General features: G+C 66.2%; 17 protein-coding genes and 1 tRNA gene. 9 read left to right on the top strand and 9 right to left on the bottom strand.

Annotation, left to right across the window (positions count from 1 at the left end; all coding sequences use genetic code 11):
• Positions 1-28: 28 nt before the first annotated feature.
• From VGT77_RS14875 to VGT77_RS14850, 6 genes are all read right to left on the bottom strand, one after another.
• Positions 29-1,696 carry an ATP-binding protein gene (locus VGT77_RS14875; protein WP_327463864.1) on the bottom strand — a complete coding sequence of 556 codons (1,668 nt, stop codon included), beginning with the start codon at positions 1,694-1,696 and terminating at the stop codon, positions 29-31.
• A gap of 57 nt (positions 1,697-1,753) precedes the next feature.
• Entirely contained in the window at positions 1,754-2,509 is a 756-nt protein-coding gene (locus tag VGT77_RS14870; RefSeq protein ID WP_327463863.1) for a TIGR02186 family protein, read from the bottom strand.
• Positions 2,506-3,420: a sulfite exporter TauE/SafE family protein gene (locus VGT77_RS14865; RefSeq protein ID WP_327463862.1), complete on the bottom strand. Its 915-nt coding sequence runs from the start codon at positions 3,418-3,420 to the stop codon at positions 2,506-2,508. Before VGT77_RS14865 ends, VGT77_RS14870 begins: the two co-directional genes overlap by 4 nt.
• Positions 3,421-3,463: 43 nt before the next feature.
• Positions 3,464-4,189: a hypothetical protein gene (locus tag VGT77_RS14860; RefSeq protein WP_327463861.1), complete on the bottom strand. Its 726-nt coding sequence runs from the start codon at positions 4,187-4,189 to the stop codon at positions 3,464-3,466.
• Positions 4,190-4,449: 260 nt separating this feature from the next.
• The gene (locus VGT77_RS14855) at positions 4,450-5,829 is read right to left on the bottom strand and encodes a glycosyl transferase family protein (RefSeq protein ID WP_327463860.1); all 1,380 of its coding nucleotides are present in this window, start codon (positions 5,827-5,829) and stop codon (positions 4,450-4,452) included.
• 54 nt (positions 5,830-5,883) lie between these two features.
• Positions 5,884-7,017, bottom strand: coding sequence for a serine hydrolase domain-containing protein (locus tag VGT77_RS14850; RefSeq protein ID WP_327463859.1), 1,134 nt, complete (start codon positions 7,015-7,017; stop codon positions 5,884-5,886).
• 24 nt (positions 7,018-7,041) lie between these two features.
• Here VGT77_RS14850 and VGT77_RS14845 point away from each other — a divergent pair, with 24 nt between their 5' ends.
• The 4 genes from VGT77_RS14845 to VGT77_RS14830 are packed head-to-tail and all read left to right on the top strand — an operon-like array spanning position 7,042 to position 9,879.
• On the top strand, positions 7,042-8,190 hold the full coding sequence (locus VGT77_RS14845; RefSeq protein ID WP_327463858.1) for an MBL fold metallo-hydrolase: 1,149 nt from the start codon (positions 7,042-7,044) through the stop codon (positions 8,188-8,190).
• The gene (locus VGT77_RS14840) at positions 8,187-9,089 is read left to right on the top strand and encodes a DMT family transporter (RefSeq protein WP_327463857.1); all 903 of its coding nucleotides are present in this window, start codon (positions 8,187-8,189) and stop codon (positions 9,087-9,089) included. Before VGT77_RS14845 ends, VGT77_RS14840 begins: the two co-directional genes overlap by 4 nt.
• Positions 9,086-9,565 (top strand): GNAT family N-acetyltransferase, encoded by a 480-nt coding sequence (locus VGT77_RS14835; protein WP_327463856.1) that lies wholly within the window; start codon positions 9,086-9,088, stop codon positions 9,563-9,565. The genes VGT77_RS14840 and VGT77_RS14835 overlap by 4 nt, the downstream gene beginning before the upstream one ends.
• On the top strand, positions 9,565-9,879 hold the full coding sequence (locus VGT77_RS14830; protein ID WP_327463855.1) for a multidrug efflux SMR transporter: 315 nt from the start codon (positions 9,565-9,567) through the stop codon (positions 9,877-9,879). Before VGT77_RS14835 ends, VGT77_RS14830 begins: the two co-directional genes overlap by 1 nt.
• 142 nt (positions 9,880-10,021) lie before the next feature.
• On the opposite strand, the gene VGT77_RS14825 is transcribed toward VGT77_RS14830, so the two are convergent.
• Positions 10,022-10,096, bottom strand: a tRNA-Gly gene (locus VGT77_RS14825).
• A gap of 141 nt (positions 10,097-10,237) precedes the next feature.
• On the opposite strand from VGT77_RS14825, the gene VGT77_RS14820 reads away from it, so the two are divergent.
• Genes VGT77_RS14820 through VGT77_RS14805 form a run of 4 tightly spaced genes read left to right on the top strand, consistent with a single transcriptional unit; the run spans position 10,238 to position 12,229 of the window.
• Entirely contained in the window at positions 10,238-11,134 is an 897-nt protein-coding gene (locus tag VGT77_RS14820; protein ID WP_414713423.1) for a tetratricopeptide repeat protein, read from the top strand.
• Complete coding sequence (locus VGT77_RS14815; RefSeq protein ID WP_327463853.1) at positions 11,134-11,754, top strand: LON peptidase substrate-binding domain-containing protein; 621 nt, start codon at positions 11,134-11,136, stop codon at positions 11,752-11,754. Before VGT77_RS14820 ends, VGT77_RS14815 begins: the two co-directional genes overlap by 1 nt.
• On the top strand, positions 11,751-11,933 hold the full coding sequence (locus VGT77_RS14810) for a Trm112 family protein (RefSeq protein ID WP_327463852.1): 183 nt from the start codon (positions 11,751-11,753) through the stop codon (positions 11,931-11,933). Before VGT77_RS14815 ends, VGT77_RS14810 begins: the two co-directional genes overlap by 4 nt.
• Positions 11,933-12,229 carry a chorismate mutase gene (locus tag VGT77_RS14805; protein ID WP_327464011.1) on the top strand — a complete coding sequence of 99 codons (297 nt, stop codon included), beginning with the start codon at positions 11,933-11,935 and terminating at the stop codon, positions 12,227-12,229. The genes VGT77_RS14810 and VGT77_RS14805 overlap by 1 nt, the downstream gene beginning before the upstream one ends.
• Here the strand turns inward: VGT77_RS14805 and VGT77_RS14800 are convergent.
• Both VGT77_RS14800 and VGT77_RS14795 read right to left on the bottom strand, forming a co-directional pair.
• Positions 12,226-12,531 carry a hypothetical protein gene (locus tag VGT77_RS14800; protein ID WP_327463851.1) on the bottom strand — a complete coding sequence of 102 codons (306 nt, stop codon included), beginning with the start codon at positions 12,529-12,531 and terminating at the stop codon, positions 12,226-12,228. The genes VGT77_RS14805 and VGT77_RS14800 overlap by 4 nt on opposite strands.
• Positions 12,532-12,636: 105 nt before the next feature.
• Complete coding sequence (locus VGT77_RS14795; protein ID WP_327463850.1) at positions 12,637-13,842, bottom strand: UbiH/UbiF/VisC/COQ6 family ubiquinone biosynthesis hydroxylase; 1,206 nt, start codon at positions 13,840-13,842, stop codon at positions 12,637-12,639.
• 190 nt (positions 13,843-14,032) lie between these two features.
• On the opposite strand from VGT77_RS14795, the gene VGT77_RS14790 reads away from it, so the two are divergent.
• Positions 14,033-14,644 carry a TylF/MycF/NovP-related O-methyltransferase gene (locus VGT77_RS14790; RefSeq protein ID WP_327463849.1) on the top strand — a complete coding sequence of 204 codons (612 nt, stop codon included), beginning with the start codon at positions 14,033-14,035 and terminating at the stop codon, positions 14,642-14,644.
• The last annotated feature ends 35 nt before the right edge of the window (positions 14,645-14,679 follow it).

The following is a 14,679-nucleotide window of genomic DNA, read 5'->3' as shown; positions in this document are numbered from 1 at the left end:
GAGCTGATAGCCCTGCCGGCGACCGGCGTCACCGTCCCTGCGCGCGCCACCGTTTGATGGTGCGCGCGAGGCTGTCTTCCTCGCCGCCGGTGCGCTTCCACAGGTCGGAGAAAACCGGGTCGCTGGAGGCGGGCCGCTTATGCTCCTCGAGCGTGTCGAGCGCGACACGGATCGGGATCGAGACGCCTTCGCCGCAGATGATCGCCTCGCGATTGCGGAGCGCCGGGATCGAATCGAGGAAGCCGCGCGCGCCTTCTGGCATGGCGGCTTTCACGAACGCCTGGTCTCGTTCGTTATTGAGACGCATCGCGATGATCGTGCCGAGCTGCGACAACACTCCCTCCGCCAGATCGGACGGGCGTTGCGTGATCAGGCCGAGCGATACGCCATACTTACGACCTTCCTTGGCGATCCGGCTGAGGATGCGGCCGACCGACGAGCTGTCGGCGTTCCGTTCATTGGGCACGTAGCGGTGTGCTTCCTCGCAGACGAGCAGGACCGGCCGCTGCTGTTCGCCGCGCGACCAGATGGCGTGGTCGAACACCATGCGGCTGAGCACCGAGACCACGACGGACGTGATTTCGGACGGCACGCCCGACACGTCGATGATGGAGATCGGCTTGCCTTGGCCGGGCAGGCGGAACACGCGAGCGATGAAGTCCGCCATCGTGTCGGCGACGAGCATGCCTGAAAACATGAAGCTGTAGCGCGGATCGGCCTTGATCTCGTCGATCTTGGTCTTGAGCCGCAGATACGGCGCGCTGTCGCCCGCCTTGTCGAGCTTGCCCATTTCCGCCTGGATCAGGCTGGTCAGGTCGCTCAGCAGATAGGGAATGGGGGAGTCGACGGTCAGCTTCGACACGCCTTCCGCGGCGCGGTTCTTGGCCTTTGCTGCCAGCAGGCATTTGGCGAGAATGTCCGCATCCATCTGCCGGTTGGAGCCGGAGGATGTGACGAACACTTCGCAATGTTCTTCGAAGTTCATCAGCCAATAAGGCATGGCGAGATTCGACACGTCGTAGATCGCGCCATTGCCCTCAAAGGCCGCCGAATACTCGCCGTGCGGGTCGATCATCACGATATGACCCTCCGGCGCCATCTCGCAGATGCGGTGGAGGATCAACGCCGCGCTGGTCGACTTGCCGGTGCCGGTCGAGCCCAGCAGCGCGAAATGCTTGCCGAGCAAAGCGTCGATGAACAGCGCGCCGCGAATATCCTTGGTCGGAAAGACGGTGCCGACTTCGATATGCGCCTGCTCGGCCGCGGCGTAGATTTCCTTCATGTCGAGGTTCGAGACCGGGAAGACCTCGGCGCCGGGCACCGGATAGCGCGTCACGCCGCGGCGGAATCGGTAGAGCCGGCCAGTCAGCCTTTCCTCGTCGCCTTCGCCGAGAAAGTCGATCTGCGCCACGATGGAGCCGGTCGCCGGATCGAGGCGCAGTGAGCGGACGCTCGCGACGAGCCAGGTCACGCCCACCTTGATCTTGACCTGCGAGCCGACCTGCCCGCCCGTGGCGACGCTCGGATCGGGATGGTTCGCGTTCTGGTCGAGCATGCGCCGGTCGAGCAGAATCTGCGAGTTGGAGCCGGCCACCTCGAACACCGATCCGATCGCCACCCGCGCCAGGCCTGCGCATTCGCCCGAAGGTTGCGCGCCATCGTCTTGGAACTGAGAGGGGTTCGAAGCGAGATCCATTGCGGCAATCCTTGGCGCGAGGTCGCGCCGGATCTAGCCGCCCACTCGTAAAGAAAGTCAGAAGCGGCGGAAGACCGCGCCCGCAGCCCAGCCCAGCGCTACCGACAGGGCGACGGCCAGCACGCCATAAACGGTGCTGTGATCCTCGGCGGCCGTGGCGACGAATTGTTCGAAGCCGCCCTTGCGGATGGTGATGTCCCGCACCGCGGCGGCGATGACGCGCCCGTCCTGGATCAGGAAGGTCTCGGCCGTGTAAGTGCCCACCGGCACCCGCGCCGGGATGCGGATGCGAGCGCGGTAAAGGACATTGTCGGTGATCAGCACCGCGCCCGGCTGCTCTGCGTAAAGGGCAGAGCGCTGGCGAAGGTCGACGAGGCCTTCCTCGAAACGATTCGCTTCGTCGGGCGTATCGGCGTCGGCGGGTGAGAGCTGCAGGTTGCGAATGCCGAGTTCGTAGATGGCGGCGGTGCGCTCGTCGACGATCTGCTCGAGCGGCCGGGAACTCGCCACGGCGTAGAAGGCTGGCGCGGAGCGAAAACGGGCGCTGTCGGCATTGACCCAAATGCCAGCGACCTTCTGCTTCTCGCGCAGGACGATCGGCTCGACCGGGCCCTTGATCACGACGGCAATGTCGGCGGGCCGGTCAGGAGCGCGCCCGCCCGGATAGATGATCGCGCCGAACAGCAGCAATTCGGCGCCGGTGAAGCTGTAGATGATCTCGATGTCGCGCTGCGACACATCGGGTACCAGCACCGGCTTGGCCTGGCCGAGCAGCAAGGGAGCGAGCAGAAATAGGCCGAGGCGCCAGATCATCCCGGCTGCACCGTGTAGATTTCGTCCGGCCGCCAGCCGAGGCCGATCGCCAGGCGGATGGCGACGATGAGCACCATCGCCGCGAGTAGCAGCCGCAGATAATCGGGCTTCAGCCGCTGGGCGAGGCGCGCGCCCAACTGCGCGCCGACGACGCTGCCGAGCAGCAGCAGAGCGGCCAACACGATGTCCACTGCCTTGGTCGTCACGGCATGCACCAAGGTCGCCGCCGCCGTCACGAACAGGATTTGGAACAGCGAGGTGCCCACCACCACGCGCGTGCCCATGCCGAGCAGGTAGATCATCGCCGGCACCATGATGAAGCCGCCGCCGACGCCGAGCAGCACGGTCAGCACGCCGGTGATCAGTCCCAGGATCAACGGTGCTAGCGGAGAGATGTAGAGGCCGGAGGTGTAAAAGCGCCAACGAAGCGGCAGGGAAGCGACAAGAGGATGATGACGTCGCTTCGGCGGGGACGGAGCGGCCTCACCGCGCGACGCACGGATCGTCTGGATCGCGTCGCGCATCATCAATCCGCCGATGCTGCCCAAGAGGATGACGTAGAGCAGGTTGATGACCGTATCGATCTGACCGGTTGCCTGGAGCAGCCGGAAGATGGCCGCCCCCAGCACCGAGCCCGCCATGCCGCCCACGACCAGCACGGCCCCCATAGCCACATCGACGCCACCGCGGCGGAAGTGCGCGAAGACACCCGACACGCTGGCGCCGGTCACCTGGCTGGCGGCGGACGCGGCAGCGACCGTTGGTGGTATCCCATAGAAGATGAGGAGCGGCGTGGTCAGGAAGCCGCCGCCGACGCCGAACAGCCCCGACAACACGCCGACGCCGAGCCCAAGCGCGACGATCACCAGCGCATTGACCGACAGGTTGGCGATCGGAAGGTAAAGGTCCATCAGCGCCCTGCCTATCCGCCGAGAGCGGTGAGCGGAAGCAGGTTCAGAAGTCAGCGCCCAGGCTCAATGCCGGCCCGGAGCCCGGCCCGGCGTTCCCCGCCACGCGCTGCCGCCATTCGGCGCCGAGTCTCACATTGAGTTGGCCAACAGGCGCGTGGCCGACGACCTGCGGTCCCACGTCCAACCGCGACGCGCCCGGCTGCGCGCCACCCCAGAGCCCTGCACCCGCGCCGATCCGCATTTTGCCGATGCTTGCCACTTGCCGCTCCGCGCGGACAGCCCCGTCCACATAGGCGTCGCGCGACTTCAGCCCGACGACGCCTGCCTGCGCATAACCATCGATCGCCGTCCGGCTTGCCACCTGGCGGTCAAAGCCGCCGAACACGCCGATGCCGAAGGCGTTGCGTCCGCCACGATCCAACCCGATCCGCCGCTCGACGGTCAAGGTGATCGGGACCGCCTCGAAGGGCTGGAGATCAGCGGCCACCGCCGCTTCCTTGCCTTTGCTGCTGCCGGTCGGGCTGGAAAGGCGCGCCGCGAAGTGCACCTGGTCGGCCACTGCATAGCGCGCCCGTATGCCAACCTGGCTGCCGCCCAGCTGACCGGCAGCGGCGAGCCCGGGCGAGATATCGCTGCGGATGAGCGCCCAAGCGGAGAGGCTGAGACGCTTCGACCTTCTTTCGGCGGACGGAGCCACAGGCGGAAGGACGATTTCTTTGGTGGGCGAGGCTGGCTGCTCCTGGGCCGGAGCAAGGCCGAATAGCAGCATCTCCGCGGGCTTGATCCCCTGCTCCGTTCGCTCCGAGCGAAGTCGAGAAGCGGTTCGAACCCTGAGCGAAGGTTTCTCGACTTCGCTCGAAACGAACGGGGGAGAGGACGCTTGTTCTTGTTGCGGTATAGGCAGTTGCAGCCGTGGCGCCCAGGCGATTTCCCGCCGGCGCTCTTCCTCACCACTCGGCCAGAGCAGCACCGCGCGAGCGAGCACCCAAGCGCCGATCACCAGGAACAGAAAGGCGACCGGCCCGACCCTCATTCGGCGGGCATGGTCCTTGGGAAATCATGCTCGGTCTTGTCCCAGGTCAGCGGCGCGCCCCGCGCGATGCGGAGATAGGCGATCAGAGCTCGCCACGCCGATGCCATGGCGATGAAGTTGGCGAGCAGCACGCGCGGCAAGGAAGCGAGAGCTTCCGCCCATCCATAGATGCGACCGACGAACAGCGCCCGCATGCCTAACCGCCACAGCATCAGCGCCGTGCAGAGGCCGAACAGGGCGAGTTCGGCATCGCTGAACTTGGGTGCCCGTCCAACCGCCTCCAGCGCCAGCAGCAAGCCTGCAGAGAAATAGGCGCAGAGCAGCACCAGCGCCAACAGGATCGCACGCCGGTCGCGAAAGCGCATCCAATGCTCGGCCAAGCCGCCGCGCCAGCCGAGCCGGGTCCAGCCGGACAAGGCGATGCCCGCCTGCCATCGCGCTTTCTGCCGCACCGCCGCCTCGACGGTGTTCGGAAAATGGGCTCGGACCGCTACCAGCCCGCCCTGGCGACTTGCCGGCAGCCGCACGAAGATACCGCGCCCGCCTATTTCCCGCACGCGGAGCCCGAGTTCGTAGTCTTCGGTGACCGTCCCCGGATCGAAGGGGGCGCCAAAGCGGTTGGCGATGCGCTGCAGCAGGTCGCGCGACAGGCCGCAGCCGACACCCGCCGATGGCACACCCGCCCCGAGCGCTTCCCGCACCACCAGACCCTTGGCATGGCTCTCCGCGAACTCGTCGGCATAATGGGCGCTGACGAAGCGACGCCACATGCCCCGGTCGCGCTCGATCAATGCGACGACCGGCAACTGCACCAGATCGAAGCGTCGGCAGAGCGTCGCGTAGATGCCGATCTCGGCGGAGTGCACGACATCCTCGGCATCGTGCAGCGCCACCGCGACGAAGCGGCGCCCCATAGCGATCTCGTCGTCGAGCATGGCCAGCCACATCGCGTTGAGATTGTCCGCCTTGGTGGTGGGGCCCGGCCGCGGATTAACGACCAGCCTCAGCCGTGGATCGTTGGCCGCGACGGTTTCGATGGCCGAGATCGTCTCCGGATCGTTCGGATAGCAGCCGACATAGAGCCGCACGTCTTCGTCGGCCCAGCGCTGCAGCGCGGCCGTTGCCATCTGCCCGATCACCAGCGCCTCACGCCATGCCGGAACGAACACGGCCACAGGTCCAGACGCGCGTGCGGCAAGGCCTTCGGCTGTGGCGGGAGCGAAGCGGCGATAAATGGTGACCCGCCGCCAGGCTGTCCGCGCGACCCAGATCAGGTCCACGAGCAGGTCGTCGAGCCCGCCGATCGCAAGCCCAACCGCCGCGAACAGGGCGAGTTCGTGCGTCGCTTGCGCCAGCGCCCAGACCGCCCCGTCCATGCCGCTCCCCCCTCGAGCATTATGATTTCGACATTTGGGCAGCCACGCACGCCGCTAGCGCGCGATCGCCTCTTCGACCCTGGTGAAGCCGGAGTGGCCCTTTTCAACGTCGTCCGGCACCGCCGTGACGAAATAGGCGACACCACGGCCACGTCTGCGGTCCACCCACAGGCCGGATCGAAGACCATAAGCCTCGCCCGAATGCCCGACGCGACGCTCTCCGTCGCCAAATGGATCGTTGCGACAGGCGGGCGAGGCGGCGAGGGTCTGCACCGCCAGGCCATACGCGCACCAGAAGCCGCCTTCGGTGTCGCCGTTGCTCCCGTCATACACCCATTCAGGGCCGATCATCGTCTCCAGTGACTCCGGGCCGATCTGCCCCTCGCCGTCCCGCAGCAGCAGCTGACCGAGGCGGACGAGCCCAGCGACGGAAATGCGCGTACCGCCCTGTGGGCTGAACAGCGCTCCATTGCTGCCGAGGCTATAGCGAGACAGGTCGCACCCTTGCGGCGCCAGCACGGGGCAGTCCGGCCGCTTGCCCCCCAGATCGTCTCGCCGCACGCCGCCTTTTTCGTCCCGCAGCACGATGGCGCGGCCGACCGCCGCATCGCTGCACGTCGTCCAGTTGAAACAGGCATCAATTTGAAGTGGCTTGAACACGAGCCGCGCCATCAGCAGGTCGAATCGCTCGCCGGTCGCCTGTTCCATCACCGAAGCGATCACCGGGAAGTTGATGTTGCCATAGCGGAAGAAGGTACCGGGCGGGTGCTCCGCATCCCACGCCTTTGGATCAGACAGCGTGTCCCGCACAGTGCGGCCGAGCGGGATCGCGTAATCGACATCATCCTTGAGGCTGGACCGGTGCGACAGCAGCAGCCGCAGCGTGATGGGCACGTCCGGGAAATGCGGGTTTCGTAGCTTGAAGCCGAGCCGGTCCGACACATCGGCGTCCAGCTGCAGCGTGCCGGCTTCCGCCAAGCGCATCACGCCGATCGCCACGATCAGCTTGGAAATGGACGCGATCCGCACCGGATCGTTCAAGCCCACGCCGCGCGCCTCCACGGACGCGATCCGGTTGGCGTCGAACGTCACGCGGATCGCCGTGCTGGGCGGGCTCGGACGGGGCAGCGACGAGCAGGCCGACAGGAAAGCGGTTGCGGCGAGGATCAGGAGCCTTATGCGCGTCATGAAGCGGGAGGATGGCGGCAGAGCATGGCGCGCGCAATCGGTCGAGTTCTGTTGTTTCTGACCGTGGCGCTGTTGCTCGCCATCGTGCTCGTGCCGCCCTTCCTCGATCGCGTCTATTATCGCGGGCCGGAAAGCGCCCATTTCGACGGCGCGCGCTTCTTCAACCCGGACGGCGAAGACACGGCGGCGCCCCCGACCGGCGGCAGCCGCGCCGGCTTTTTCGCGCGCTTCCTGACCGGCAGCGATGGCCGCCCGCCCTGGCCCGACACGGTGCCGGTTTCCCCGACCAAGCCGCCAGAGCGGGTCGAGGGTGAGCGGATGCTCGTCACCTGGATCGGCCATGCAACGGTGCTGGTGCAGACGGCCGGTCTCAACATCCTGACTGACCCAATCTGGAGCGACACGGCAGGACCCTTCGGCTTCGGCCCACGCCGTGTCGCCGCCCCCGGCGTCCGCTTCGAGAACCTGCCCAAGATCGACCTCGTGCTGGTCAGCCATAACCATTATGACCACATGGATCTGACGACTCTCAAGCGGCTATGGAAGCGCGATCGTCCTCTGATCGTCACCAGCCTCGGCAATGACGCCATTCTGCGTAGCCGGGGCATCACTGCAACGAGAGCCGAATGGGGCACGCGCATGCTCTTTCGGGGTGCTGAGCTGGTCGTCACGCGCAACCACCATTGGGGCAGCCGCTGGTTTGCCGACCGCAACCGCGCCCTCTGGTCGAGCTTCGTCGTGCGGCTGCCCGGCGGCAATCTCTTCTTCGCCGGCGACACGGGTCTGGGCGACGGCAAGTGGCCGGCCGAAGCGGCGGCACTAGGACCCGTTCGCCTTGCCCTTATCCCCATCGGTGCTTTCCGCTTCCGGCCCGGGCAGATGGGCACCGCCAGCCATCTCGGGCCGATCGATGCCGTGAAGGTGTTCGAAGGCGCCCAAGCATACCGAGCGCTGCCGATCCACTGGGGCACCTTTCGGCTGAGCTTCGAAGCCTATGACACTCCGCCGAAGCTGCTCACTGAGGCAATGCGCTGCGCCGGCCATGACCCTCGCCTGTTCGCGCCCATCGGTATCGGCAAGACCATCGAAGTACCGCCCGTCTCGGTTCAGCCGCGCCCGGCACGGCTCAGCCCTGGCTGCCTCGACTCCCCGGCAGTACGGAGCCTGAAATGACCGGCGCTCCCAAGTCCATCGCTATCCCGTTCGCCGTCGCCTGCATCGGCATTGCCAGCTTCACGCTGATGGACGCGTTCATGAAGGGCCTGTCGCTTTCCATCGGAGCCTATAACGCGACCTTGTGGCGCACGCTGGCAGGCGCGGCGATGGGCGGGACCATTTTCCTCATTCGCCGCCACGCCTGGCCGGCGATGAGCACGATGCGGCTTCACTTCCTGCGCGGCGGCATCGTCTCCGTGATGGCCGTGCTCTGGTTCTGGGCGATCGCGCGCGTGCCACTCGCCGAAGCCATAGCCCTGTCCTTCATCGCGCCGCTGATCGCGGCCTATCTCGCCAGCCTGTTGCTGGGCGAGAAGGTGCGGGCCCAGGCGCTGATCGGCTCGGTGCTCGGGCTTTCGGGCGTGGCGCTGATGCTGGTGGCGCGGGCGACCGGCCGCTACGACGCCGATGTGCTCGCCGGCATGGCGGCCGTGCTCGCTTCGGCTGTGCTTTACGCTTTCAACCTGGTGCTGATGCGCAAGCAGGCACAGATCGCATCGCCGGTTGAAGTCGGCTTTTTTCAGAACCTCACGACCGGCCTCTTCCTGTTGCTTGCGGCGCCCTTTTTTGCGGTGCTGCCGCCGCTTGCCGAGGCGCCAGAGATCCTGGCGAGCGCCGCCCTTGCCCTCCTGTCCCTGATGCTGCTCTCCTGGGCTTATGCGCGAGCAGAGGCGCAGTCGCTGGTTGTCGTCGAGTACACCGGCTTCGGCTGGGGCGCGCTCTTTGGCTGGCTGTTCTTTCAGGAGGCGATCGGCTGGTGGGTGCTGGCCGGCACCGCACTGATCGTGATCGGCTGCTACATCGCCGTCCGGCCACCGCGCCGGCCGCAGGAACTTAGCCTCGAGGCTTCGCTATGACGCTCGACATACGTTGGGCGCGCGCCGGCGACGAGGCCGTGATCCTCAAGCTGATCAAGGAACTGGCGACCTATGAGCGCGAGCCCAATGCCGTGCAGGCGACAGAGGCATCAATTCGGGAGACGCTCTTTGCGCCGGACGCACAGGTCTTCGCCTTTCTCGCCGAATTGGAAAACCGCTCGATCGGCTTGGCGCTCTGGTTCCTGACCTATTCGACCTGGACAGGGCGCCCGAGCCTCTATCTCGAAGATCTGTTCGTCGATGAGACCGTGCGCGGCCAAGGAGTGGCAAAAGCGCTGTTTCGCCGCCTCGCTAAAGAGGCCAAGGCGCGGAACTGCGCGCGGATCGACTGGGCCGTGCTCGATTGGAACGTCGATGCCATGGCCTTTTACGAGCGCTTGGGCGGCCGGCGGCAACTTGGCTGGCAGCCTTGGCGCCTTCACGGCGAAGCGCTCGACCGGCTGGCGGAAGACTGATGGCCTGGGCGCTGCTGATCCTGGGGGGGGTGTTCGAGGTGGGCTTCACCACTTGCCTGCGCTTCGTCGACGGCTTCCGCAACCTGCCCTGGACGGCCGGTTTCCTGGTTTCCGTGACGCTGTCGATGGGGTTGTTGGAAGTGGCGTCCCGATCCATCCCGATGGGGACGGCTTATGCAGTGTGGGGTGGGATCGGGGCGATCGGGACCGTGCTGGTCGGGATCATGTTCTTTGGAGAGGCGAGCGCGCCGATCAGGGTCATCCTGATCTTCGGGATTGTCGCGTGCATCGCGGGGTTGAAGCTGGTCTCCTGAACGACTTTCGTCATTTCCGCGAAAGCGGGAACCCAGCCGTATAAGTGGCGCCGCGGCAAAGCCGCGCCGTCGGACCTGGTTTCACCAGGCCGGCCGGGCTTGCGCGGAGTCGAAAGAGCGAGCTCTTTCGCTCGCGCTGCGCTGGAGCGGGCGAAGGGATTCGAACCCTCGACCCCGACCTTGGCAAGGTCGTGCTCTACCCCTGAGCTACGCCCGCTCTGGCGTCTGCCCCAAGAAGTCGGGGCGGGTGAGGCGGGGCCAATAGCCCCACCTGCCAAGCCATGCAACCCCCTTGGCACGAGGGCGCTTTCACCCACATAGGGGCGAAACGAACGGAGTGAGCATGGCCAGTCTGGGAATGAGCGCAGCCGAGCGCGACGCGATCGACACGTTCAAGCGCGAGGTCGTCGAGCCGTCGATGACGAACCTCGTCATCCTCGATTTCTGGGCGGAATGGTGCGGCCCCTGCAAGGCCCTGACGCCGGTGCTCGAAAAGGTCGCTGCCGACTATGCCGACAAGGGCGTGGTGCTCAAAAAGATCAATGTCGACGAAAACAAGCTGATTGCGGCGCAATTTCGCGTCCAGTCGATCCCAACCGTCTATGCCCTCTTCCAGGGCCAGCTGGTCGCCGACCTGACGCCGGCCCGCACCGAGCGTCAGCTGACCCAGTATCTTGACCAGATTTTGAAGCAGCTGCCGATCCAGGGCGAGGCGCAGGCCAAGGAAGCCGAGCTGGAGCCGCTGATCGCGATGGGCGAGGACGTGCTAGCGAGCGGCGATCCGGAGCGCGCGGTCGGCATCTTCTCGCAGCTGATCGAAATGGCGCCTGACCAGCCGCAGGTCGTGTCGGGCTTGGTCCGGGCGCTGGTCGGAACGGGCCAGATCGACGATGCCGCGGGACTGATCGAGACGCTGCCAGAAGAGGCGCGCAAGGACCCGGCGATCGCGCGCGCCGAGAGCGCCATCGCGCTCGCCCGCGAAGCCACGCCCGTCGACGACCTCACCGCCCTGCAGCGCCAGGTCGAGGCCGATCCCGATAATCTCGAAGCCCGCTATGAGCTGGCCGGCGGACTGATGGCGAGCGGCGACCGCGACGGCGCCGCCGACCAGCTGCTGGCGATCATCCGCATCGATCGCGGCTGGAACGAGGGCGCTGCCCGTTCGCGGCTGCTCAAGCTGATGGAGGTGGTCGGGCTGGAAGACCCCTGGACGTCGGCCACGCGCCGCCGCCTATCCGCCCTGTTGTTCACCTGATGGGCGAGACCGTCCGCCTGTCCATCTTTCCGCTGCCGGGCGCTTTGCTGTTCCCGCGCATGCAGCTGCCGCTGCACATCTTCGAGCCACGCTACCGGGCGCTGGTCAGCGACGCGATGGCGCGCGACCGCCGCATTGGCATGGTCCAGCCGCGAGCCGCCGGCGAGCCGCCGCCGCTGTTCGAAATGGGCTGCGTCGGCAAGATCGCCCATGTCGAGGCGCTGGACGACGGCCGCTACAATATCGTGCTCGAAGGCACGCACCGCTTCCGCATTCGCGCCGAGCTGGACGTCACTACGCCCTTCCGTCAGGTCGAAGCCGAACTGGAGGAGGATATGCCGGCCGCACCGCTGGCGATGGCGCACCGTGCCTCTTTGGAAGCGGAGTCGCGGCGCTTCGCCGACGCGCAGGGCTATGCAGTGGACTGGAACGCGGTGTCGCGGCTGGACGACGAATCGCTGGTCAACGGCATCGCCCAGATCGCGCCGTTCGATGTTGCCGCCAAACAGGCGTTGCTGGAGGCTGACAGCCTAGAAGAACGGACCGAGATGATCATCCAGTTGATGCAATTCTTCAGCCGGCACGGCGGCGACCGCGACGACCCGGTGACGCTGCAATGATCGATCCGCGCCTGCTTGAGGTGCTGGTCTGCCCCGTCACGCGCACGAAGCTGCGCTATGACGCCGACGCGCAGGAGCTGGTGTCGGAAGCGGCTGGGCTCGCCTATCCGGTCCGCGACGGCGTGCCGGTCATGCTGCCCGAAGAAGCGCGCTCGCTCGGCGAAGGGGAGCGCAGGTGATCGACCCTGAGCGTTGCGAGACGATGGCCGAGGTGCGCGCCGGGGTAGACGCGCTGGACGAACAGATCGTCACGCTGCTCGGCACCCGCATGCGCTTCATGGACGCCGCTGCCCGCATCAAGCCGGAACGGAAGCTGGTCCGCGACGAAGTGCGCAAGGCTGCCGTCATCGACCATGCCCGACAGGTCGCCGCGCGCGTCGGCTTCCCGCCCGAGGTGATTGCCGATCTCTACGACCGGCTGGTCGAAGCGTCGATCGCCTATGAGTTCGATCGCTTCGACGCGATCAGGGGCTAGGCGGCGCGGAGCCAGGCCTCGGCTTCGGGCATGTTGTCGAACACTTGCGTATCGGTGCGCTGTTCGGCGAGCCGCCGCGCCTGCATTCGGCCGAGCATGCCGTGGCGCACGATGGCGATGCGGCGAGCGCGCACCTGAGGGCGGGTGAGCAACTCTTGGAACAGGATCATAACGTCCTGGCGCTGGACGGTGTTGCCCTGTGTTTCCACGAGAAGCGTGAACTCGTTCGACCCAGCGTTCATGCTCATTGCAGCGCGGCGGAAGTCCTCCGCAAAGGTCTGCACTTCTTCGATCGACAGCATGCCACTCATCCTGGCGCGGACGAGCTTGCGCCATGGTTCTACACTCACCTGGATCATGGAGAGCAGAGCTAATCCGGAAGGCTGAAGAATGGGTTGAAGGCGCAGCTAGACGGTAAGCCCGCTGAGCAGCTTAGGCTTGTCGCCGAACTCGCCGCGCGCTTCGGCCATGAAGAATTCCTTGAGCGGCTTGATGCGCTGGACGGCCGAGAGGCCGAAGCGGCGAACGGCGCTGGCTGCCTCGCCCCTGATACCGAACAGGCGGGCGAGGCTGTCGGTCGAGGAAGCTACCAGGAAGGTGTCGAGGCTGCGCCAGCGCTCATAGCGCTTCATTAGCTGCGCGTCGCCGAGATCGAGACCCAAGCGAGTCCCTTCGACCAGCACTTCGGTGAGCGCCGCCGCGTCGCGCAGGCCAAGATTCAGGCCCTGCCCCGCGATCGGATGGATGCCGTGCGCCGCGTCGCCGACCAGTGCCAGCCGGTGATCGGTGATCCGGCCGGCATGGTGGAAGCCGAGCGGGTAGGCGGAGAGCGGCGCGAGCAGTTTCATGCTCCCGAGCAAGCCGTCCATCTTGCGCTCCAGCTCGGCGAGAAAGCCGCGCTCGCCGAGCTTCAGATAGCCGGGCGCATCCGCCCTCGCGACCGACCAGACCAGGCCCGAGCGGTTGCCCGGGAGCAAGGGAAGGATCGCGAATGGGCCTTCGGGATAGAAAATCTCGTAGGCGACATTGTCATGCGGCCGATCATGTTCGATCGCGGCGATGATGCCGACATGGTCATAATTCCAGCGGGCGACATTGATGCCGGCAGCCCGCCGAGTCGGGGAATTGCGCCCCTCGGCGGCGATCAGCAGCGGTGCTCGGAGCACACGGCCATCTTCAAGCGTGACAGTCACGCCATGGGGGCCACGCTCGGTGGTGGCCGCGCGCGCCGGCATCAGCAGCTGCAGCTGCTTCGCCTCGGCAGCGGCAGCGTGCAGCGTCTGCCGCAACAGCCTGTTTCCGAACATGATGCCGAGCGCATCCTCGTCGGCCGCCGGTACGAAATCCAATGCGCCGGGCTTCAGCCCGTCGCTGACCCGGATCGCGCGGATCGGACATCCCTTGCCGTCGAGCCGGTCGCCAAGTCCGATCGCCTGCAGCATCGCCCAGCTCGCACTGGCGATAGCCGACGCGCGGCCATCGAAGCCAGGCGCCAGCACCGCCTCCGGATCGGCAGGGTCGACGATCGTCGCCGATAAGCCATGCGCATCGAGCGCGAGGCCGAAAGTCAGCCCGACCAGGCCGCCGCCAAGGATGATCACGTCGCTGTGCATGCCCGCTTCCATAAGCGGAACTGAGAAGCTGTCCTAGAGCCTGCCAGCCAATGTTCGGGGCACTCCCGGGGCTGGGACTCTGCCGGGCGATGTGTATCAATGCCGTTCGAATCGGGGGGAAATGCAATGAGTGTTCTGAAACGAGGTGCTGGCGCGCACCGGGGAGAGACTGCCGAGCCGGGCCGTCGATATGATCGGCCGCGCGGCCGGTCTGGTCGAAGTCGGCGCTTGGGTAAAGGCCAATGGCCATATCGGCTCGCCAAGGTTCGACCGCCGCGAAGGCGTGTGGGACACGATCCTGGCAAAGGCGGCGAACGAGCGCGTGCTCTACCTGGAGTTCGGCGTGTTCGAAGGCGCAGCGACGCGCTGGTGGGCCGAAAGGCTCAAGAACCCGGAAACGCGGATGATCGGCTTCGACACGTTCGAAGGGCTGCCGGAACGCTGGAACACGTCGTACGACAAGGGCCATTTCGACGTAGACGGCCAGCTGCCGCGGATCGACGACAGCCGGGTATCGTTCGAGAAGGGGCTGTTCTCCGATACGCTGCCGCACGTGAAGCTTCCCGAGCACGATGTGCTCGTGCTCAACATGGATGCGGACCTGTATTCATCGACCATCTATGTGCTGCGGGAGCTGCGGGACGCGATCAAGATTGGCACCTACATCTATTTCGACGAATTCTTCGACGCGCCGCACGAGCTGCGCGCGTTCCGCGAGTTCATGAGCGAGACCGGATACGCGTTCGAGATGGTGGCCGCGACCAAAGCGTTCCAGCACGCTGCGTTCATCCGGGTGCGCTGACCCTGCGAGCAAGCGCCGCTTGACGGCGAGTCCCG

Origin of the sequence: Sphingomonas sp. (assembly GCF_035944535.1) — a bacterium.
GTDB lineage: Bacteria > Pseudomonadota > Alphaproteobacteria > Sphingomonadales > Sphingomonadaceae > Sphingomonas_B.
The sequence above is the reverse complement of the archived record's forward strand: the minus strand, read 5'-3'. Positions and strand labels throughout refer to the sequence as shown.

Bases quoted from the DNA above. Each gene is read 5' to 3' on its own strand.
- VGT77_RS14795 (WP_327463850.1), bottom strand. From the start codon at position 13,842: ATGCACAGCGACGTGATCATCCTTGGCGGCGGCCTGGTCGGGCTGACT.
- VGT77_RS14860 (WP_327463861.1), bottom strand. From the start codon at position 4,189: ATGCTGCTATTCGGCCTTGCTCCGGCCCAGGAGCAGCCAGCCTCGCCC.
- VGT77_RS14875 (WP_327463864.1), bottom strand. From the start codon at position 1,696: ATGGATCTCGCTTCGAACCCCTCTCAGTTCCAAGACGATGGCGCGCAA.
- VGT77_RS14800 (WP_327463851.1), bottom strand. From the start codon at position 12,531: ATGCTGTCGATCGAAGAAGTGCAGACCTTTGCGGAGGACTTCCGCCGC.
- VGT77_RS14870 (WP_327463863.1), bottom strand. From the start codon at position 2,509: ATGATCTGGCGCCTCGGCCTATTTCTGCTCGCTCCCTTGCTGCTCGGC.
- VGT77_RS14835 (WP_327463856.1), top strand. From the start codon at position 9,086: ATGACGCTCGACATACGTTGGGCGCGCGCCGGCGACGAGGCCGTGATC.
- VGT77_RS14855 (WP_327463860.1), bottom strand. From the start codon at position 5,829: ATGGACGGGGCGGTCTGGGCGCTGGCGCAAGCGACGCACGAACTCGCC.
- VGT77_RS14790 (WP_327463849.1), top strand. From the start codon at position 14,033: ATGATCGGCCGCGCGGCCGGTCTGGTCGAAGTCGGCGCTTGGGTAAAG.
- VGT77_RS14830 (WP_327463855.1), top strand. From the start codon at position 9,565: ATGGCCTGGGCGCTGCTGATCCTGGGGGGGGTGTTCGAGGTGGGCTTC.
- VGT77_RS14815 (WP_327463853.1), top strand. From the start codon at position 11,134: ATGGGCGAGACCGTCCGCCTGTCCATCTTTCCGCTGCCGGGCGCTTTG.
- VGT77_RS14810 (WP_327463852.1), top strand. From the start codon at position 11,751: ATGATCGATCCGCGCCTGCTTGAGGTGCTGGTCTGCCCCGTCACGCGC.
- VGT77_RS14865 (WP_327463862.1), bottom strand. From the start codon at position 3,420: ATGGACCTTTACCTTCCGATCGCCAACCTGTCGGTCAATGCGCTGGTG.
- VGT77_RS14845 (WP_327463858.1), top strand. From the start codon at position 7,042: ATGGCGCGCGCAATCGGTCGAGTTCTGTTGTTTCTGACCGTGGCGCTG.
- VGT77_RS14840 (WP_327463857.1), top strand. From the start codon at position 8,187: ATGACCGGCGCTCCCAAGTCCATCGCTATCCCGTTCGCCGTCGCCTGC.
- VGT77_RS14850 (WP_327463859.1), bottom strand. From the start codon at position 7,017: ATGACGCGCATAAGGCTCCTGATCCTCGCCGCAACCGCTTTCCTGTCG.
- VGT77_RS14820 (WP_414713423.1), top strand. From the start codon at position 10,238: ATGAGCGCAGCCGAGCGCGACGCGATCGACACGTTCAAGCGCGAGGTC.